The following is a 19,188-nucleotide window of genomic DNA, read 5'->3' on the forward strand; positions in this document are numbered from 1 at the left end:
AGGCGCTGCGCCCGGGGGAGTCGCGGGCGTGCCTCCCGAACCGTATCCGGAACCCCCAGCCGCATGAGAATCCTGCTTGCCCGTCACGGCGAGACGCCGTGGAATGCCGAAGGCCGCTACCAGGGACAGGAAGACATCCCCCTGTCGCCGGTGGGTGAACGACAGGCGCGCCTGCTTGGCGAACGCCTGCGCGACGTGCGCATCGACAAGGCGGTCAGCTCGCCGCTGACGCGCGCCTACCACACCGCGCAGTTGGCGCTTGGCGAGGCACGCGCGCCGATGCTCACCACCGAGATGGGCTTCATGGAAATCGCCCACGGCACCTGGGAAGGGCTGCTGGCGAGCGAGATCGCAGAGCGCGATCCGGAGTTGCTGCGCGCATGGCGCGAGGAGCCTGACTCCGTGCTGATGCCGGGCGGCGAGTCGCTCAAGCAGGTCTTCCGCCGCTCGTGGGAGGCGCTGCAGTGGTCGGTCGAGGGTCTTGGCGGCAACGACACCCTGCTGGTGGTGGCGCACGATGCGGTCAACCGCGTGCTGCTGTGCCATGTGCTGGGCATCCCGCTGTCGCGCCTGTGGACCTTCCGCCAGGCGCCGACCACGCTCAACCTGCTCGAAGGCGACGACCTGGACAACCTCGAGGTGGTGCGCCTGAACGACTGCTCGCACCACACGGCGTTCTTCGGCGAGGCGGTGCATCGGGCGCTGTAGTCGCGGGCGGCTGTCTCCACAAGCGACGGGGTTCGGTGCCGCAGCGCTTCGGGGTGGGGTCAACCGGGCCGGATGTTTTCCGTCCTATTCGTCTGTCATCTCGAGCGTAGCGAGAGATCTTCTCCGGGACGCCGGATGCGGCCGACAGAAGATCCCTCACTGCGTTCGGGATGACATCCTTGAGTTCGTCCGGGATGACATCCCTTTCGTCCAACCTCATGCACAAGACCCTTACCGATTGGCTCACCTACATCGAGCGCCAGCATCCGCAGGCCATCCAGATGGGGCTGGAGCGTGTGCGCGAGGTCGCCAACCGATTGGCGTTGGGACGACCCGCCGCACGCGTCATCACCGTCGCCGGCACCAACGGCAAGGGCTCGACGGTCGCCTTCATCGAGGCGATCGCGCGCGAGGCCGGCCTGCGCGTGGGTGCTTACACCTCGCCGCACCTGCTGGCCTATGGCGAGCGGGTGCGCATCGATGGCGACCAGGCCGGCGAGGACGCACTGGTCGATGCCTTTGCCGCGGTGGAAACGGCGCGCGGTGACACCGCGCTGACCTACTTCGAGTTCGGCACGCTGGCCGCGCTGTGGCTGTTCGAACGCGCGGCGCTGGACCTGGTGGTCCTGGAAGTCGGCCTGGGCGGACGGCTGGACGCGACCAATCTCGTCGATGCCGATGTCGCGGTCATCACCACCGTGGACCTCGACCACCAGGACTGGCTGGGCGATGACCGCGAGGCCATCGGTGCCGAGAAAGCCGGGGTTGCCCGCGCCTGGAAGCCGCTGGTGCTGGGGGACGACGACCCGCCGGCCAGCGTGCTGCGCCACGCGTACGCGATCGGCGCGTCGGCGGTGCGCATTGGCTGCGATTTCTTCTTCGAGCCGCTGGATGCGGTGCGCTGGCGCTGGCGCGAGGTCGGTTTCGACATCGAACTGCCCATGCCTGCGCTGTCCGCGCCGGTGCAGCTGCGCAACGCGGCGGTCGCGATCGCGGCGCTGCGCGCGCTGGATATCGAGCTGGCGGACGCGGCAATCGAACGTGGGGTGGCGGGGGCGCGACTCGCGGGACGGCTGCAGCTGTTCGACCGCGCGGGCGTCGCAGTGTCGGTCGACGTCGGCCACAACCCGCAGGCCGCGCGCGAGCTGGCCGCGTGGCTGCGCGCCAGCCACGTCGCGGGTCGGACCCACGCGGTGTACGCGGCGCTGGCCGACAAGGATGCGGCTGCGGTAGTGCAGGCGCTCGATGGCCTGGTCGATGCCTGGTGGCTGGGGGGGTCGCTGGGGGCCGGCGCGCGCGGCATCGACGTCGAGACGCTTGCAGCGCGGCTGCGTGGTTCCGCTGCGCAGGCCGGACAGCAACTGCCCGATCCCGCCGCGGCCCTGGTCGCGGCGCTGCAGGCAGCCGCGCCGGGCGATCGCATCCTGGTGTTCGGTTCGTTCCATGCGGCCGAAGAGGCGCTGCACGTGCTGCGTGGTCCGGGTTCAGAAGCCGGCCTGCTGCGCGGCGTATAATTCGCGCGCCCGCCGCTCTTGCCGAACCCGATGGATGCCGGATTGAAACAGCGCCTGATCGGTGCCGCCGTGCTGGTCGCGCTGGCCGTGATCTTCCTGCCGATGCTGGTCAAGGGACCCGCGCCTGACAGCGGCGTGTCTGACCTGTCGATGCGCGTGCCCGATGCCCCCGAAGGTGGCTACAGGACGGTCGACCTGCCCCTGGTCGTGCCTGCCGATGCGCCGCAGGGTGGCGTGCTGGGTGTCCCCGATCCACTCGACGACGACCAGCTTGCGACGGTGGACACCGCCACCGCGCCGCCCGCGCAGGAGCGGCCTTCCGTCGTCGACGAGTCCGCGCAGGACGCGGTCCCCGATCCGGATGCTGCCGAGCTGGCGCAGGACGCGCCCACCCCGCCGCCGGCCGCGCCGCCTGCGCGCCCGACGCCTGCACCGGCCGAAAAGGAACCGCAGGCCGCACCGCTGCCGCCGACCGCGGCCGCTGGCGACTATGCGGTGCACTTCGGTGCGTTCGGCAGCGAGCGGGATGCGCAGGTCATCGTGCGCCAGTTGTCGCAGGCCGGGCTCCGCGCCTACAGCGAAGCCTTCACCCTCAACGGTCGGCCGGCCCAGCGCGTGCGCCTGGGGCCGTTCGCCTCGCGCGAGGCCGCCGAAGCGATGCGCGTGCGCGCTGCACAGGTGCGCAGCGACGTCAGCCCGCGCGTGGTTGCGCTGGATGCCGACGCGCCACCGCCGCGGTCAGCTGCCGCGGCTGCGCCGACGCAGTCGACTGCGGGCGCCAGGCCAGCCACCGCCGCGCCCACGCCAGTAGCCACTCCCGCATCCACTCCGGCTGCAGCGCCTGCCGCGCCAGCCGCCAGCGGCGTGGGCTTTGCAGTGCAGGTCGGCGCCTTCGGCAATGCCGACGAGGCCACGCGCCTGCGCGACCGCCTGCGCGGCATGGGCATCAACGCCTTCACCGAAACCGTCGCCACCGACCGCGGCCGCCTGACCCGGGTCAAGGCCGGGCCGGTGCCGGGCCGCGACGACGCCGAGCGGCTCAAGACGCAGGTGAAGTCGAAGCTCGGCATCGACGGCATGGTCCGCGCGCATCCCTGACGGGCGCGCGACAAGCCACCCGCTCCAGTCTCGCAACACCAACGGGAAAACACTGCCATGTGCGGCATCATCGGCATCGTCGCCACCACCGAGGTCGCGACCGCGCTGTACGACGGCCTGACCGTCCTCCAGCACCGCGGCCAGGACGCGGCCGGCATCGCCACCGCCAACGGCACCCAGCTGCGCGTGCACAAGGGCAACGGCCTGGTGCGCGACGTGTTCAACGACAAGGCGATGGCGCTGCTGGAAGGGCGGGTGGGCATCGCCCATTGCCGCTATCCCACCGCCGGCAGCGAGGGCAGCGACGAGGCGCAGCCGTTCTACGTCAACTCGCCCTACGGCATCGCGCTGGCGCACAACGGCAACCTGACCAACACCGACACGCTGCGTCGCGAGGTGTTCGAGGAAGACCGCCGCAACATCAACACCCAGTCCGACTCCGAAGTGCTGCTCAACGTGTTCGCGCACGAACTCGACCGCAGCCGCATGCTGACCCCGGAGGCGGCGTTCCTTGCCATCGAGGGCGTCAACCGTCGTGCGCGTGGCGGCTACGCCGCCGTGGCCACGGTGCTGGGCCTGGGCCTGGTGGCGTTCCGCGACCGGCACGGCATCCGGCCGCTGGTGCTGGGCAAGCGCGAGTCCGAGGCAGGCAACGAGTATGCGATCGCGTCCGAGTCGGTTGCGCTCGACATCCTCGGCTTCGAGCTGGTGCGCGACATCGCGCCCGGCGAAGGCGTGGTGGTGACGCCGCGCGGCGAGCTGCACGTGCGCCAGTGCGCGGAACCGGCCGCGAGCGCGCCGTGCATCTTCGAGTACGTGTACTTCGCGCGGCCCGATTCGATGATCGAGAACATCTCGGTGCACAAGGCGCGCATGCGCATGGGCGTGACCCTGGGCGAGAAGATCCTGCGCCTGCGCCCGGACCACGACATCGACACGGTGATCCCGATCCCCGACACCTCGCGTGATGCGGCGTTGGAAATCGCCAACGTGCTGGGCGTGAAGTACCGCGAGGGTTTCGTCAAGAACCGCTATGTCGGCCGCACCTTCATCATGCCGGGGCAGGGCGAGCGGGTGAAGTCGGTCAAGCGCAAGCTCAATCCGATCAAGCTCGAGTTCCGCAACCGGGTGGTGCTGCTGGTCGACGATTCGATCGTGCGCGGCACCACCTCGCAGCAGATCGTGCAGATGGCGCGCGACGCCGGTGCGCGCAAGGTCTACCTGGCTTCGGCCGCGCCCCCGGTGCGGCATCCGAACATCTATGGCATCGATATGCCGACGCCCGAAGAGCTGATCGCGCACGGACGCACCGAGGATGAGATCGAGCGCATGATCGGCTGCGACTGGCTCGTCTACCAGGACCTCGCGGACCTGGAGAAGGCGGTCGCCGGGCCGAAGTTCGAGGGCATGAAGTTCGACAGTTCCTGCTTCAGCGGCGAGTACGCCACCGGCGTGGATGCCGGCTACTTCGAAGGGCTGCGCCAGCTGCGTTCGGACGACGCCAAGCGCCAGCGGCGCCTCGCGCTCTGATCGCGCGCTGATGCCGACGCTGTTCGACGCCGCGCGCGAATGCCTGGACGCGGCCGGCATCGACGACAAGATCGCGCTGACCCGGCGCCATGCCGCGGCCTTCGCCGCTGGCGCGCTGGCCGTGGCGGAAGATGCGCCCGCGCCCGAGCCGATCCGGATGCCGGGGCGGCCGTCGCGACCGGCGATGGTGCATCCGCGCGACCTGCCGCGCCGCGGCCTGGGCAGAATCGAAGGGCGCGCCGCCTTCATCCATTCGATCGCGCACATCGAGCTCAACGCCGTCGACCTGGCCTGGGATGCCGCCTACCGCTTCCGCGGCATGCCGGCCGACTACTACGCCGACTGGGTGCGCATCGCCGACGACGAGGCCCGGCATTTCCTGATGCTGCGCGAACGCCTGCAGGCGCTGGGCCACGACTACGGCGATTTCGACGCGCACAACGGACTGTGGGAGATGTGCGAGAAGACCGCGCATGACGGCCTGGCGCGCATGGCGCTGGTACCGCGAGTGCTCGAAGCGCGCGGGCTGGACGTGACGCCCGGAATGATCGTGAAGCTGCGCGCGCTTGGCGACGACGGCACCGCCGACGTGCTCGAGGTGATCCTGCGCGAGGAGATCTCGCACGTCGCCGCCGGCAGCCACTGGTTTCGCTGGTTCTGCGAGCGTCGCGGCATCGACCCCGAACCGAAGTTCCGCGAACTGCTGGCCGAGTACGCGCGTGCGGTGCTGCATGGTCCGTTCAATATCGAGGCGCGCAGCGCCGCCGGCTTCAGCGAAGACGAGCTGGCCGCGCTGCAGCAGGTGGCCCAGGCTTCGGCCCGGCCCCTGTAGGAGCGGCTTCAGCCGCGACCGCAGGCTACCGTCGCAGCGTCGATCCCGGCTGAAGCCGCTCCTACAGCCGCTCCTGCAGCGCGTGCAGGTCGAAACGGCCATCTTCCACGCGCAGCACCGAGCCCTGCGTGTACCAGTCGCCGAGCACGATGCGCCGGCATTCGCGATTGCCGGCGACGAGTCCATGGACCGCGGGCCGGTGCGTGTGGCCGTGGATCATCGTGTCCACGCCGTAGCGCACGAACATCCCGGCGACCGTGGCGGGTGCCACGTCGGTGATGGTTTCCATCGTGCCGGCCTGCTTCAGCTCGCCCTGTCGCGCCTGGCTCGCCGCGCGTGCCTGCGCTGCGAACGCAAGCCGCGCCTGCAGCGGTTGCGACAGGAAACGCGCCTGCCAGGCCGGGTCGCGCGTCTGCGCACGGAACGCCTGGTAGGCCGCATCGTCGGTGCAGAGCAGGTCGCCGTGGGTCAGCAGGACGGGCCTGCCGTCGAGCAGGACCACCGCCGGGTCCGGCAGGATCGAGAAGCCGGCGCGGGCCGCATAGCCGCTGCCAAGCAGGAAATCGCGATTGCCGCGCTGGAAATGCACGGGCACGCCGGCGTCGGCCACGGCGTGCAGGCGTTCGGCAACGAACGTGCCGGCCTCGGAGGGATCGTCGTCGCCCACCCAGGCCTCGAACAGGTCACCGAGGATGTAGAGGGCGTCGGCGCTGCGCGCTTCGCCGTCCAGGAAGCGGCCGAACAGTTCGGTGATCGCCGGCCGTTCCGGGTCGAGATGCAGGTCGGAAATGCACAACGTGGTCATGCGGGGATTGTAGAACGCCCAAGCCTCAGTCGACCTCGAGCTCGCGCCGCAGCCAGGCGCGCGCCATCCGCCACTCGCGTTGCACGGTGGCGGTGGAGAGCCCGGTCGCTGCCGCGATCTGCTCGCCGGTCAGGCCGGCGAAAAAGCGCATGTCGACGATCCGAGCCTGGCGTTCATCGAGGGTGGCAAGCCGGTCGAGCGCGGCTTCCAGTGCATCGGGCTCGACTTCCTCGCCCAGGCTTTCGGCTACTTCGGTCAGCTGCAGGCGATCCTGGTCCTGCGGGCGCTTGGCCGACATGCGTCGGCGCGCATGGTCGATCAGCACCTGGCGCATCGCGTGCGCGGCCAGGCCCAGCAGATGGCCGCGGTTCTCCATCGGCGGCAGGGCTGCACCCGCGAACAGCTTCAGCCAGGCTTCGTTGATCAGCACGGTGGCGCTGAGCATCGGGTCGTGGCGCTCGCGCCCCAGCTGCGCCGCCGCCAGCTGGTGCAACGCCTGGTACAGCCCGTGCACCACCTGGTCCATCGCCGCGGGCTCGCCGTCGGCGGCGGCCTGCAGCAGGCGCGTGATCTCGGGCGGGGCCGGCTTCGCATTCATGACGGCAGGTCTGCGAGCAGCTTGTCCAGGCTTCGCCGCCAGTGGGCGTCGTCGGTCAGCTTGAGTTCGTCCAGCAGCCCGCCGTAGCCCGCGGCGACGGCGCGCATCGCGGCGGTATCACCCTGCTTGGCCCGCGCCTTGATCAGGCCGCTGATGGCGTTGTAGTACACCACCATCACATCGGCCGCATGCGGCAGGGCGATGCGTTCGGCGCTGGTGAACGCCTCCAGCGCGGCCGGCAGCTGGTCGTTGTCCATCAACATGTGGCCCAGCGCCGCAAGCGCATAGGCATGGTTGATCGCATCCACGCCCGGTGTGCTGCGCGCTTCCAGCAGCGGCAGCACCTCGCGCAGCAGCGCGATGCCCCCGGCGCGGCGGTCGGCACGGCCGAGTGTCATCGCATGGGCCACGGCCAGCTGCAGGTACAGGCGGTTGTCGCCCTGGGTGGTGTCGCGGGCGATGTCGACGGCGCGTTGGCTGGTCTCCAGGCCGTTGACGATATCGCCGAGATGGATGTAGCTGACGCTGAGCTGGTTCAACAGCACCGCCCGCTGCACCGTGCTGGGGCCGATCAGGCGCACGTAGTCGCGATCGAGTTCGCGCAGCAGGTCGATGCCGGCCTTTGCATCCTTGCGCGTCACCAGTGTGGCCAGGTTGAGCCGCATGGTCAGCATCACGTGTGGGCTGTCGCTGTGCAGGCGTTCGGCCAGCGCCACCGCCTCGCGCTCGGTGGCGATGGCGCCGTCCAGGTCGCCGCCGCGCTGCTGCGCGTTGGCCAGGGCTTCCAGCGCGTTCAGATGGTACCCGTGCTGCTCATGGTTGCTGTCGCTGTCGCCCAGTTCCGGGAGCAGCGCGTGCAGGTCGGCGACGATGTCCACGGCAGGACGCGCGCCCATCAGGTCCTCGGCACGCAGTTCCTGCACGCGCAGGCCCAGCCACAGGTCGCGCTGCGCCGGGTCGTCGGGATCCAGCAGCGCCTGGCCGCGCCGGCATGTCGCGATGGCAATGGCGTTGTCGCCCTGCTTCTCCTGCTGCTCGCAGATCCTGGACAGCAGTGCCGCGATCTCCGTCGAGGGCGCGCCGGACGCTTCGCGCAGGGCGAGGGCTTCCTGCAGCAGCGGCAGCGCCGATGTCCCCAGCTGCAGGCCGATATAGGCATCGGCCACGCTTTCCAGCAGGTCGCTGCGGGTCGCAGCCGGAAGGTCGTTGCGTGCGAGCAGGTTGGCGGCCCCGCGGTCCAGCACCTCGCGCACGGTGATCTGCTCGCCGCGCGAACGCGAGGGATCGGCATTGGCGAACAGCTCGGTCATGAAGCCGGCCAGCGCCTGCGCCTTGCCGCGCTCGGCGATCACCTGCTGCAGCTGGCGCTCGCGTTCGAACAGGAAGCCGCCAGCCAGCAGCAGCAACACCGACGCCGCCGCCAGCGGCCAGCGCTGGCGCCAGGCGAAGCGGCGCAGCCGGTACAGCGCATGGCCGCGCCGTGCCGACACCGGACGCGAATCCAGGAATCGGCGCAGGTCCTCCGACAGTGCGGCCACCGAGGGATAGCGGTCCTCGGGCGCGTGCCGCAGTGCCTTGAGCACGATCGCATCGATGTCGGCGGGAATCCGGCCGACCGCGTGGCTGATCGTGCGTGCGCTGCGGTCCGTATCGGCATTGCCGGTGTGCGGTGCGCTGCTGGGTGGGCGGATCTCGCCCGAGACGATGGCATCGGGCAGCAGGTGGCCGGACTCCATCGCCTGGTGCGGGCGCGCGCCGGCCAGCAGTTCGTACAGCACGATGCCCAGCGACCAGACGTCGGTCGCGGTGGTCAGCGGCTTGCCGGCCACGTGCTCCGGGCTGGCATAGGCCAGGGTGAGGGCGCGGTGCGCGGTGCCGGTCGGCTCGGCCGGGGCATGTGCCTCGATGAGCCGGGCGATGCCGAAATCCAGCAGCTTGGGTTCGCCCTGCGGGGTGACCAGGATGTTGGCCGGCTTCAGGTCGCGATGGACCACCAGCCGCTGGTGTGCGTGTTCGACGGCCGCGCAGACCTTGAGGAACAGTTCCACGCGCTCGCGCAGCGGCAGCTCCCGCGACTGGCACCAGCGGTCGATGCGCTCGCCTTCCACGTATTCCAGCGCGATGAAGGGCTGGCCGTCGCCGGTGATGCCGCCGTCCAGCAGGTGGGCGATGTTGGGGTGCTGCAGCGTGGCAAGGATGCGGCGCTCCTCGGCCATGCGCTGCGCCAGGCGCGCGCCGTGCGGGCCGGCGCTGGCCAGCAGCTTGAGTGCGACCAACTGGCGGGCATCGCCATCGTCGCGCTCGGCCAGATAGACCACGCCCATGCCGCCTTCGCCCAGCAGGCGGAGGATGCGGTACTGGCCCGGCTGCGCCGCGTCGACGCGGCTGCCTTCCTGCAGCGACGCGGTCCCGGCCTGTGGCCAGCCTGGGGCCAGCGGATCGTCGGGCCCGGTGCGGGCGGCGGCGATCAGCCAGTCCACTTCGGCGCGCAGCCCGGCATCGCCTGCGCAGCGCTCCACCAGCCAGGCCTCGCGGGCATCCGGTGCAAGCTCCAGCGCCTCCATGGCAAGCGCCTTGGCCTGCAGATAGCGGTCTTGCATCGGGTTCCCCTGCCGCGCCGGGACAGCACGGCGCCACTGCGGCGGCGCACGTCCGGACTTCGAGTGAAACGTCCTGGCCGGCGGAAACCGGACGTTTCGATCTCGATGATCAAATCCGCCGCCGTCCTGCGCAGTCATGGGAAAGGGGCACGAAACGCCCGCCACTCGACGACAGCCCGCATGGACATCCCGTATTCAATGGCCTCAAGCCCGCAGTGGGCACCGGCCGCCGCGTCGGCCGGCAGCGTGGCGCCGCTGTTGCCCGAGTTCGCACCTGTTCGCAGGGAGCAGGCGACAAGAGCACGGCCCTCACTGCATCCGATCGTCAGGCTCGACTACGTCTCGCGCATGTCGTGCATGCCGCTGCTGTCGGTGGTCATCTACTCGGTCTTCCATGCCAGCGGGCGCGCCGGCCCGCTGCTGGTCGCGCTGCTGCTGTGCTGGGGCACGCTGTGGCCGCAGCTGGCCTACCTGCACGCACGCAGCAGCCGCGATTCCAGGCGCGCCGAACACCTCAACCTGCTGGTGGACGCGGTGATGGTGGGGGGACTGGTCGCCGCCATGCACTTCAGCCCCTGGCCAAGCGTGATGATGTTGATGGGCATGAACCTGGGCAACGTGGGCGTGGGTGGCCCGCGCCTCGCCGGGCGCGGCCTGCAGGGAATCGCGGTGGGGATCATCGCCTGCGGTTGGTTCACCGGCTATCGGCTGGACTTCGACGCCACGCTGCTGACCACGCTGGCGAGCATCGTCGGCATCTTCCTGATCGCCGCGGTCTTCGCCCTGTTCTCGCACCTGCAGAGCAAGCGCTTCGTGCGCAACCGCAGGCTACTGCAGGAGCAGAACCTCAAGGTCGAGGAAAAGAGCGCGCAGCTGGTGCAGGCCAAGGAGGAGGCGGATGCGGCCAACCGCTCCAAGAGCCTGTTCCTGGCCAACATGAGCCACGAACTGCGCACGCCCCTGAACGCGATCATCGGCTACAGCGAACTGCTGGTCGAAGAGGCGCAAGAGTCCGGCGAGGAGCACCTGGTCCCGGACCTGCGCAAGATCCACAAGGCCGGCAAGCACCTGCTGCGCCTGATCAACGACGTGCTGGACCTGTCCAAGATCGAGGCGGGGAAGATGCAGCTCGACCTGGAGGAGGTCGCGGTGCGCACGCTGCTCGACGACGTGGTCGCCACGATGCGCCCGCTGGTGGACAAGAAGCGCAACCGGCTCACGATCGAGGCGGACGGGCTGGGGACGATGCACACAGATGTCACCAAGCTGCGCCAGTTGCTGTTCAACCTGATCGGCAACGCCGCCAAGTTCACCGAAAACGGCGAGATCCGCGTGCGCGTGCGCCGCGCGACGGGGACTTCAGGCGACTGGCTGACGTTCGAGATCGAGGACACCGGCATCGGCATCTCGCCCGAGCAGCAGCGCAGCCTGTTCCAGCCGTTTTCGCAGGCCGACGTGTCGACCACGCGCAAGTACGGCGGCAGTGGACTGGGCCTGGTGCTGACGCGGCGGTTCGCGGAGATGCTGGGCGGCGAAGTCGCGATGCGCAGCGCCCCTGGCGTCGGTACCACCTTCACCATCCGCCTGCCGGCCGAATCGGGCGACTCCGAACAGCTGCATCCGGCGGCCGCGCCGGGAGAGCAGGCCAGCGAACAGGCCGCGGCCGAAGCGCGCACGGTGCTGGTCATCGATGACGACGCAGCCGGTGCCGATGTCATCGGCCGGATGCTGGTGCGCCAGGGCCTGCGCGTGGAATTCGCGAGCAATGGCGCCGACGGACTGCGCATTGCGCGCAAACGCCGCCCCGGGCTGATCCTGCTCGACGTGCTGATGCCGGGCGCCGACGGCTGGAGCGTGCTGACCGAACTCAAGACCGATCCCCGGCTCGCGTCGATCCCGGTGGTCATGATCTCGGTGACCGAGCAGCAGGCGCTGGGCCTGTCGATCGGTGCGGCCGACTACCTGGTCAAGCCGGTGCAGCAGGACAGCCTGGTGCAGGCGGTTGCCCGCTACCTGCCTTCGGGCATCCCGCGGCCGATCCCGGTGGGCGCGTCATGAAAATCCTGCTGGTCGAAGACAACGAGATGAATCGCGACATGCTGTCGCGGCGGCTGTCCCGGCGCGGCCATCAGGTCACGATCGCCGGGGACGGACGCATCGCGCTCGAGCTGGCGTCGCGCGAACTCCCCGACCTGATCCTGATGGACATGGGCCTGCCGGTGATGGACGGATGGGACACCACCCGCCAGCTCAAGGCGGACGCACGGACAGCGGCCATCCCGGTCATCGCGTTGACCGCGCACGCGATGGCCGACGACCGCATGCGGGCGCTGGAGGCCGGCTGCGACGATTTCGACACCAAGCCCGTCGACCTCGATCGACTGCTGGGCAAGGTGGGCGCGCTCGCGCGGCGTGGCGCGGGGCAATGAGTGATCCGGACGCCGATGCAGGCATGACGGTCCGCGCCGCACGGCTGCAGGACCTTACGCGGCTGACAGCCTTCCTCGACGCGGCCTGTGCCGGCGTCGATGCCGACGCGTACGCCGATCTGCGGCTGGCGTCGGAGGAGGTCTTCGTCAACATCGTCAGGCACGGCTATCGCGCCGGACCCGGTCCGGTCGAGATCCGCGTGAGCCGTGGGCCGGATCGGATCACCGTGTTGATTGCCGACCAGGCGCCGCGGTTCGATCCGGCTTCGATCCCGGCGCCGGGCCTCGACGCAGGCTGGGCCGATCGCGAAGTCGGCGGGCTGGGCTGGCACCTGGTGCGCCGGGTCATGGACGAAGTCGGATGGGCGCCGGGCGCGGAGCGCGGCAATGCGTACCGGCTGGTCAGGCATGTCGGCAAAAGCGAAACGAGATTCCAGACACACATAGAGCAGGAGACACGCACATGAACATCGAACTGCAGTCCGGCGAGCATGCCTCGGTCGTCGTCATCTCGGGCAGCGTGGATGGCCTGACTGCCGAACACCTGCTGGGCACGCTGAAGGAACTGGTGGAGACGGGACAGACGCGGCTGGTGGCCGATTTGGCCGGCGTGCTCTACACCAGCAGCGCCGGATTGCGCGCCCTGCTCGCCACGGTGAAGCAGGCCCGCCAGGGTGGCGGCGACCTGCGCCTGGCGAGCATCAATCCGCCGGTCTTGAAGGTGCTGGAGATGAGCGGCTTCACCACGATCATGAAGTGCTACGACGACGTCGCGGCCGCCATGGACAGCTACGCGGGCTGAGGCCCGCAGGAGAGAGGTGATGGACGCAGTGACCAGGCCGGAAAGGCGCAAGCGCGTGGCGGTCGTGATCGGCGCGGGCAGCGTGCAGTGCGCGGCTGCACTCGGCATGTGGAAGGTGTTGCAGCGCGAAGGCATCGACATCGACCTGCTGGTCGGCTGCAGCGGCGGCAGCCTGTACGCATCGGTGATGGCGCTGGGCTACGACCTGGACACCTGCGAGCGCCTCACCTGTGGCCTGTGGACGCCGTCGTTGACCCGGCGCCGCGACCTGCGCTCGATGCTCAGCGCGTTCATGCCACGTCTGTTCAAGTTCGATGGTGCCTTCGGCATGGTCGACGACCGGCCGATGATGGCGGCGCTGGAGAGGATCTTCGGTGACCGGCGCTTCGAGGATGCGAAAACGCCGCTGCATGTGGTCGCCACCGACCTGGAGAACGGGCAGAAGGTGGTGCTGGGCAAGGGCCGGGTGCGCGACGCGATCCGCGCCAGCATCGCCATCCCCTATGTCTGGAAGCCGTGGAAGATCGATGGCCGCATGCTGATGGACGGTTGCGCGTCCGATCCGCTGCCGATCGATGTCGCGATCCGCGAGGGCGCCGACGTGATCCTGGCGATGGGCTTCGAGAGTCCGTATCCGAGCCGGATCCGCTCGGCGACGCGGTTCGCGTTCCAGGTCAACAGCGTCTACACCAACAACCTGCTGCGCGCGAACTACGCCTTCCACAACCTGGCGCACCACGCCGAGATCATCCCGGTGCTGCCTGATTTCGGTCGCCCGATCCGCCTGTTCGACACCGCCGAGATCCCGCACGTCATCGAACAGGGCGAGCGGGCCACCGAAGCGCAGCTGCCGCATATCTTGCAGGCGCTGCAGGCCGCCGGTGTCTGAAGCGGGACCCATGGCGGCGGCGCGCGGTCGCCCGCGGGTCGCGCTGGTGGTGGGCTCCGGTGGCGTCAAGTGCGCCGCCGCAGTGGGCATGTGGAAGGTGCTCGAACGCGAGGGCATCAGCCCCGACATGGTGGTCGGCTGCAGCGGCGGCAGCATCTACATGGCGGGCATGGCGCTGGGCCGCAGCGCGGACGAAGCCGACGCGTTCAGCCGCGGCATGTGGCAGGGCCTGTTTGGCCGCATCCACTACCGCTCGGTGTTGCGCAGCCTGCTGCCGCGTCGCTTCGGCTTCAGCGAGCGCATCGGCCTGATAGATGACGCGGCGGTGGGCGCCAATCTCGCCAGGCTGTTCGGCGACAGAACCTTCGCCGACACCTGCATCCCCCTGCATATCGCCGCCACCGACCTGCACTCGGGCGACAAGGTGGCCTTGAGCAGCGGATCGATCGCCGATGCGGTGCGCGCCAGCATCGCGATGCCGCTGCTGCTGCGCCCCTGGCCGGTGGACGGGCGACTGCTGATCGATGGCGGGGTGTCCGACCCGCTGCCGATCAGCCTGGCGATCCGCGAAGGGGCGGAAATCATCCTCGCCATGGGCTTCGCCAGGCCGCCGATGGCGCGCATCGATTCGCTGCTGGGCATCGGCAACCAGGCCATGGCGGTGGCCATCAACAACCTGCTGCATTCGACCTACGCCTTCTACAGCGCCGTCCACCACGCCGAGATCATCCCGATCATGCCGAGCTTCGATCGTCCCATCGAGTTCGGCGATGCCCACCTGATTCCGTACATCATCGAACAGGGCGAGCGCGCCACGCTGGCGGCCCTGCCCTATCTGCGGCAGCTTGGACTCGGCGAAGCCGCGGGCGCGGTGGCATGAGCAGCCTGCGCCCGATGACCGAACCGGCGCGCATCCTCGTGGTTGACGACACCGAGGCCAATCGCGACCTGCTGGTGCGTCGGCTGCAGCGCGAGGGCCACGTCACCGCGACCGCGGCCAATGGCCGCGAGGCGCTGGAATGCCTGCGCGCCAGAGACTTCGACCTGGTGCTGCTCGACATCATGATGCCGGAGATGAACGGCTACGAGCTGCTGGCTCACCTGCGCGCCGATGCCGGGCTGTGCCACGTGCCGGTGATCCTGATCTCGGCGCTGGACGACACCGACAGCGTGATCAAGGGCATCGAGCTGGGTGCGGACGACCACCTTCCCAAGCCCTTCAATCCACACATCCTGCGCGCACGCGTCGAGGCCAGCCTAGCGCGCAAGCGCCTGCGCGACCGCGAGCACCTGTACGCACGCAGCTTGCAGCGCGAAATGGACATCGCGCGCACGATCCAGGCGGGCTTCCTGCCGCACGTCCTGCCACAGCCGTCAGGTTGGGACCTCGCGGCCTGGTTCCAGCCGGCACGTCATGTCGGCGGTGATTTCTACGACGCGTATGCCCTGCGCGAAGGGCAGCGCATCGTGCTGGTCGTGGCCGACGTCTGTGACAAGGGCGTCGGCGCGGCGCTGTTCATGGCGCTGTTCCGCAGCCTGCTGCGTGCGCAGGCAGAGCGGATTTTCGAAGCCAAGGGCGATCTCGCCAGCCAGGCCTGCGAACTGGTGTCCGGCGTCAACGACTACATCGCGCGGGTCCACGAGCGCGACAACATGTTCGCCACGATCTTCCTTGCGGTCCTCGATCCGCGATCCGGTGCACTGGTCTATGTCAACGGTGGCCATGAGGCGCCGGTGGTCTGCGGCCCGGGCGGCGCGCGTACACGCCTGGCCTCGACCGGACCTGCGGTGGGCCTGATGCCCGGCGCGGTGTTCACCGCGGCGAGCATCGTCATCGACACGGGCGAAACCCTGGTGGCCTTCACCGATGGCGTGACCGACGCGGTCGATGCCGGGGGCGTGGCCTATTCGGAACAGCGTCTGCTGTCGCGGATCGGGGCTGGTGATCGCAGCGCGCGCGATACCGTTGCCGACGTGCGGGAGGATCTGCAGGCGGTCATGGCGGACGCCGCGCAATTCGACGACATCACCCTGCTGGTCGTGCATCGCCGGAGCTGAGCGCGACCAGCGTCATGTGCGCCCCACCGTGCACGCGGCGGCGTGGACTGGCGACGGCCTGCGCGCGCATTCCAGGCCCGGCAGCCTCGTCGTGGGAACCAGCCGCCAAGCTCTTTGCGCTGCCGATGATCAAATCCATCGCTGTTCTGCGCACTCATGGGGAACGGGCACAAAAACGCCCGTCCACGCCATCAGGAGCCAGGAATGACCATTTCGCATCGCATCGCCGTCCGTCGACAGCCGTTGGCAAGCTCGCTCGCCCTGATCCTGCTTGCCATCGCCTCGCCGGTCTGGGCGGACGAACCATGCCAGCATGCGAATGGCGCGCCGGTCGACCCGGCCCCCGGCACCGACCAGGGCAACGAGGACCCGGCCAAGGGGGATAACACCACTTGCCATCCAACAACGTCGGCCTATGGGAGTGGGAACAATGCCAGCGGCTACGCAGCCAGCGCCTTCGGGTCCTCGAATGTCGCCAGCGGCAGTTCCAGCGCCGCGTTCGGCACGAGCAATCGTGCCAGTGGCGATTACAGCAGCGCGCTCGGTGGTTTGAACGTCGCCAGCGGCTGGGGCAGTGTGGCCGTGGGCCACGATAGTGTTGCCACCGAGGCGCGCAGCGTGGCCTTCGGTTGGGGCAGCCGGGCCGAAGGTCAGTTCAGCCTGGCCATGGGGAACTGGTTCGACCTGAACAGCAATGGCGTGGTCGACTACACCATTGACGACGATGGTGACGGGTTCCCCGACAGGACTGAGGTCGCTGCCGCACTGGGCCAGTGGAGCGTGGCGCTCGGCAATGGAGTGCTGGCGCTCGGCGCAGCCAGCGTCGCGCTTGGCCATGACAACGAGGCCATGGGGAACCACAGCATCGCGATCGGCGGCCGCAACACGTCCGGTGCCCAGTACAGCAACGCGATAGGTCTCGACAACTGGTCCAAAGCGATCATGTCCAGTGCCCTTGGCTACTTCAACTCGACCGAAGGCACCATGTCCAGTGCCGTGGGCGCCGGCAATCAGGCGCGGGGGTACCTGAGCAACGCGTTTGGCTTCGACAACAGCGCCAATGGCAGGGAAAGCAGCGCTTTCGGTGTGCAGAACAGTGCGGTAGCTGAATACAGTACGGCATTCGGTCGCGATAACGTCGCCAGTGGCGAGGCCAGCAATGCATTCGGCGACGGGAATGTCGCCTCAGGGCAATACGCAAGCGCATTCGGCCGCTTCAATGAGGCCGATGGCATCAGCAGCACCGCCCTGGGCCACTCGAATATCGCCAGTGCGGACTACAGCGTCGCCCTTGGCCTGCTGAACGTCGCCAGTGCATATTCCAGCCGGGCGTTCGGCGAAGGAAACGAGGCTTCCGGGGAAGAGAGCAATGCCTTCGGCGGCTACAACCATGCGAACAACGAGTACAGCAACGCGTTCGGTGGAGGCAACACTGCTGGCGGCGAGTACAGCAGCGCGTTCGGCAGCTACAACGCCGCGCATGGTGCCGGGAGCAGCGCGTTCGGCGACAACAATACCGCCGACGGCGGGTACAGCAGTGCGTTCGGTCATGGCAATACCGCCACGGGCGACTACAGCAGCGCATTTGGTGCAGGCAATGCTGCGGACGGTGTCGATGCCGTTGCATTCGGCCGCGTGAATGAAGCCGTGGGCGACAACAGCGCAGCGATCGGAACCTCGAATTCAGCCAGTTCCGGTTACAGCATCGCGTTCGGTCTTTCCAATGCCGCCAGCGGAAGTGGCAGCAGTGCCTTGGGTGCCGACAATATCGCCAGCGGCGCAGACAGCATTGGCTTTGGCAAGGCAAACAACGCGTCAGGCGCCCACGCCAGCGCCTTCGGACAGCAGAACACGGCCAGCGGCGACCACAGCAGTGCGTTCGGAAACAACAGCGCGGCCAGCGGCTGGAACAGTTCGGCATTCGGCGCTGACAATCTGGCCAGCGGCATCAACAGCAGTGCATTCGGCACCCGCAGTGCGGCGTTCGCCCAGGGCGGCAATGCGATCGGTCTTGAGAACACTGCCAATGGCGTCTACAGCAATGCGTTTGGAACCCAGAACATCGCCGGCGGAATGTTCTCCAGTGCGTTCGGCGTCCAGTCGCAAACGTTGGCAAATTCCAGTACTGCCGTCGGCTTCCAGGCGGTCGCGCGCGAGTCCGGCGTAGTGTCGTTTGGCCACGTGGCGGGCGATGTCGACGTGTTCGGGGTGGCCTTCGCCAGCGACAGGTTCGCGCGGCTGGTGAACATCGCCGACGGTCGCATGGCCAACGATGCGGTCAACGTCGGCCAGTTGCGCACCCTGGTGGGCTGGATGGGCGGTGGCGCCAGCCTTGTCGATGGCGTGTTCACCCCTCCGACGTTCAGCATTCAGGGGGCCGATTACAGCAATGTGGCGGCGGCCTTTGCGGCGGTCGATACACGGCTGACTGCACTGGCCGGGGGTGTGGGCGCTGGGCCTGCAGGTCCGCAGGGTCCAGCGGGCCCCGCAGGTCCGCAGGGTCCAGCCGGGCCACAGGGCGATCCCGGGGCGGCCGGCCACGCCGGTCCACAGGGTCCAGCGGGGCCCCAGGGGCCCGTGGGTCCAGAAGGTCCAGGGGACGCGGACATGGCGGCGGTGGCGCAGATGGTGGAAGCCGGCGATGCGCAGACGCTGACCGAGGCCACGACTTACGCCGATGCCGGCGACGCGGCCACGCTGGAGTCGGCCAATACCCATACCGACGTGCGTGAATCCGTGATCCGCAGCGACATGAGTGTGGCGGACGCCGAGACCCTGGCATCGGCCAGGGCCCATGCCGACAGCGGTGATGCGATCACCCTGCAATCGGCGCGCAGCCATGCCGACGGCGCGGCGACGCAGGCGGTCGCCAATGCCAAGGCCTATACCGACAGCGTGTTTGCCGCGTTCAATGACGACTTCAACGCTTTCCGCAATGAGGTCAATGATCGCTTCATCCGGCAGGACCGTCGCATTGACCGCCAGGGAGCGATGGGCAGTGCGATGATCGGCATGGCGGCCAGTGCCGCTGCGGTGCAGGGCGAGCACCGTACCCGGATCGGCGCGGGCGTGGGCCATTCCAACGGCGAAAACGCGTTGTCGGTAGGCGTGCAGCATCGGATCACGTCGCGTGCTGCGGTTACGCTGGGCGGAGCCTTCAGCGGCTCCGAGCGCTCGGGGATGATCGGCGTCGGTATCGGCCTGTAACCTGCGCTGGCCCACGGACCGGCGCGAGGCTGGTTCGTGGGCACCGTGGCAGTTCCTCGTCCGGCCGGCCCGGCAGGGGTGCGCAGGGTAAAATGGCGGATCCCCACGGTCTGGTCTC

At 68.9% G+C, this 19,188-nt stretch carries 16 protein-coding genes; 13 read left to right on the top strand and 3 right to left on the bottom strand.

The window, feature by feature from the left end:
- The first annotated feature begins 63 nt into the window (after nucleotides 1–63).
- The 5 genes from ACW5DW_RS05335 to ACW5DW_RS05355 all read left to right on the top strand — a co-directional run bounded on the left by ACW5DW_RS05335 (nucleotide 64) and on the right by ACW5DW_RS05355 (nucleotide 5,682).
- Nucleotides 64–708 (top strand): histidine phosphatase family protein, encoded by a 645-nt coding sequence (locus ACW5DW_RS05335; protein ID WP_457017718.1) that lies wholly within the window; start codon nucleotides 64–66, stop codon nucleotides 706–708.
- A gap of 218 nt (nucleotides 709–926) precedes the next feature.
- On the top strand, nucleotides 927–2,222 hold the full coding sequence (gene folC, locus ACW5DW_RS05340; protein ID WP_457017719.1) for a bifunctional tetrahydrofolate synthase/dihydrofolate synthase: 1,296 nt from the start codon (nucleotides 927–929) through the stop codon (nucleotides 2,220–2,222).
- Between the two features lie 30 nt (nucleotides 2,223–2,252).
- A complete protein-coding gene (locus tag ACW5DW_RS05345; protein WP_457017720.1) occupies nucleotides 2,253–3,320 on the top strand; it encodes an SPOR domain-containing protein in 1,068 nt (355 codons plus the stop codon).
- Nucleotides 3,321–3,377: 57 nt separating this feature from the next.
- A complete protein-coding gene (purF, locus tag ACW5DW_RS05350; protein WP_457017721.1) occupies nucleotides 3,378–4,850 on the top strand; it encodes an amidophosphoribosyltransferase in 1,473 nt (490 codons plus the stop codon).
- A 10-nt stretch (nucleotides 4,851–4,860) separates the two neighbouring features.
- Nucleotides 4,861–5,682, top strand: a complete 822-nt coding sequence (locus ACW5DW_RS05355; protein WP_457017722.1) for a ferritin-like domain-containing protein — start codon at nucleotides 4,861–4,863, stop codon at nucleotides 5,680–5,682.
- A gap of 61 nt (nucleotides 5,683–5,743) precedes the next feature.
- Here ACW5DW_RS05355 and lpxH read toward each other — a convergent pair whose 3' ends face one another.
- The 3 genes from lpxH to ACW5DW_RS05370 are packed head-to-tail and all read right to left on the bottom strand — an operon-like array spanning nucleotide 5,744 to nucleotide 9,685.
- Entirely contained in the window at nucleotides 5,744–6,487 is a 744-nt protein-coding gene (lpxH, locus tag ACW5DW_RS05360; RefSeq protein WP_457017723.1) for a UDP-2,3-diacylglucosamine diphosphatase, read from the bottom strand.
- 25 nt (nucleotides 6,488–6,512) lie between these two features.
- A complete protein-coding gene (locus ACW5DW_RS05365) occupies nucleotides 6,513–7,085 on the bottom strand; it encodes an ECF-type sigma factor (RefSeq protein ID WP_457017724.1) in 573 nt (190 codons plus the stop codon).
- A complete protein-coding gene (locus ACW5DW_RS05370) occupies nucleotides 7,082–9,685 on the bottom strand; it encodes a protein kinase domain-containing protein (RefSeq protein WP_457017725.1) in 2,604 nt (867 codons plus the stop codon). Before ACW5DW_RS05370 ends, ACW5DW_RS05365 begins: the two co-directional genes overlap by 4 nt.
- A 180-nt stretch (nucleotides 9,686–9,865) precedes the next feature.
- Here ACW5DW_RS05370 and ACW5DW_RS05375 point away from each other — a divergent pair, with 180 nt between their 5' ends.
- From ACW5DW_RS05375 to ACW5DW_RS05410, 8 genes are all read left to right on the top strand, one after another.
- Nucleotides 9,866–11,743, top strand: coding sequence for an ATP-binding protein (locus tag ACW5DW_RS05375; protein ID WP_457017726.1), 1,878 nt, complete (start codon nucleotides 9,866–9,868; stop codon nucleotides 11,741–11,743).
- Nucleotides 11,740–12,114, top strand: coding sequence for a response regulator (locus ACW5DW_RS05380; protein WP_457017727.1), 375 nt, complete (start codon nucleotides 11,740–11,742; stop codon nucleotides 12,112–12,114). The genes ACW5DW_RS05375 and ACW5DW_RS05380 overlap by 4 nt, the downstream gene beginning before the upstream one ends.
- Nucleotides 12,111–12,581 carry an ATP-binding protein gene (locus ACW5DW_RS05385; protein ID WP_457017728.1) on the top strand — a complete coding sequence of 157 codons (471 nt, stop codon included), beginning with the start codon at nucleotides 12,111–12,113 and terminating at the stop codon, nucleotides 12,579–12,581. The genes ACW5DW_RS05380 and ACW5DW_RS05385 overlap by 4 nt, the downstream gene beginning before the upstream one ends.
- Entirely contained in the window at nucleotides 12,578–12,916 is a 339-nt protein-coding gene (locus ACW5DW_RS05390) for an STAS domain-containing protein (RefSeq protein ID WP_457017730.1), read from the top strand. The genes ACW5DW_RS05385 and ACW5DW_RS05390 overlap by 4 nt, the downstream gene beginning before the upstream one ends.
- A 19-nt stretch (nucleotides 12,917–12,935) precedes the next feature.
- Entirely contained in the window at nucleotides 12,936–13,805 is an 870-nt protein-coding gene (locus ACW5DW_RS05395) for a patatin-like phospholipase family protein (RefSeq protein ID WP_457017731.1), read from the top strand.
- A gap of 10 nt (nucleotides 13,806–13,815) precedes the next feature.
- Complete coding sequence (locus tag ACW5DW_RS05400) at nucleotides 13,816–14,685, top strand: patatin-like phospholipase family protein (protein ID WP_457017732.1); 870 nt, start codon at nucleotides 13,816–13,818, stop codon at nucleotides 14,683–14,685.
- Complete coding sequence (locus ACW5DW_RS05405) at nucleotides 14,682–15,863, top strand: PP2C family protein-serine/threonine phosphatase (protein ID WP_457017733.1); 1,182 nt, start codon at nucleotides 14,682–14,684, stop codon at nucleotides 15,861–15,863. Before ACW5DW_RS05400 ends, ACW5DW_RS05405 begins: the two co-directional genes overlap by 4 nt.
- Before the next feature lie 204 nt (nucleotides 15,864–16,067).
- A complete protein-coding gene (locus ACW5DW_RS05410; protein ID WP_457017734.1) occupies nucleotides 16,068–19,070 on the top strand; it encodes a hypothetical protein in 3,003 nt (1,000 codons plus the stop codon).
- Nucleotides 19,071–19,188 lie beyond the last annotated feature (118 nt).

Source organism: Luteimonas sp. A482, from assembly GCF_054072655.1.

Coding starts and splice junctions, on each gene's coding strand:
- ACW5DW_RS05405 (WP_457017733.1), top strand. CDS start 14,682: ATGAGCAGCCTGCGCCCGATGACCGAACCGGCGCGCATCCTCGTGGTT.
- lpxH (WP_457017723.1), bottom strand. CDS start 6,487: ATGACCACGTTGTGCATTTCCGACCTGCATCTCGACCCGGAACGGCCG.
- ACW5DW_RS05375 (WP_457017726.1), top strand. CDS start 9,866: ATGGACATCCCGTATTCAATGGCCTCAAGCCCGCAGTGGGCACCGGCC.
- ACW5DW_RS05410 (WP_457017734.1), top strand. CDS start 16,068: ATGACCATTTCGCATCGCATCGCCGTCCGTCGACAGCCGTTGGCAAGC.
- ACW5DW_RS05335 (WP_457017718.1), top strand. CDS start 64: ATGAGAATCCTGCTTGCCCGTCACGGCGAGACGCCGTGGAATGCCGAA.
- folC (WP_457017719.1), top strand. CDS start 927: ATGCACAAGACCCTTACCGATTGGCTCACCTACATCGAGCGCCAGCAT.
- ACW5DW_RS05390 (WP_457017730.1), top strand. CDS start 12,578: ATGAACATCGAACTGCAGTCCGGCGAGCATGCCTCGGTCGTCGTCATC.
- ACW5DW_RS05365 (WP_457017724.1), bottom strand. CDS start 7,085: ATGAATGCGAAGCCGGCCCCGCCCGAGATCACGCGCCTGCTGCAGGCC.
- ACW5DW_RS05380 (WP_457017727.1), top strand. CDS start 11,740: ATGAAAATCCTGCTGGTCGAAGACAACGAGATGAATCGCGACATGCTG.
- ACW5DW_RS05370 (WP_457017725.1), bottom strand. CDS start 9,685: ATGCAAGACCGCTATCTGCAGGCCAAGGCGCTTGCCATGGAGGCGCTG.
- ACW5DW_RS05395 (WP_457017731.1), top strand. CDS start 12,936: ATGGACGCAGTGACCAGGCCGGAAAGGCGCAAGCGCGTGGCGGTCGTG.
- purF (WP_457017721.1), top strand. CDS start 3,378: ATGTGCGGCATCATCGGCATCGTCGCCACCACCGAGGTCGCGACCGCG.
- ACW5DW_RS05345 (WP_457017720.1), top strand. CDS start 2,253: ATGGATGCCGGATTGAAACAGCGCCTGATCGGTGCCGCCGTGCTGGTC.
- ACW5DW_RS05400 (WP_457017732.1), top strand. CDS start 13,816: ATGGCGGCGGCGCGCGGTCGCCCGCGGGTCGCGCTGGTGGTGGGCTCC.
- ACW5DW_RS05385 (WP_457017728.1), top strand. CDS start 12,111: ATGAGTGATCCGGACGCCGATGCAGGCATGACGGTCCGCGCCGCACGG.
- ACW5DW_RS05355 (WP_457017722.1), top strand. CDS start 4,861: ATGCCGACGCTGTTCGACGCCGCGCGCGAATGCCTGGACGCGGCCGGC.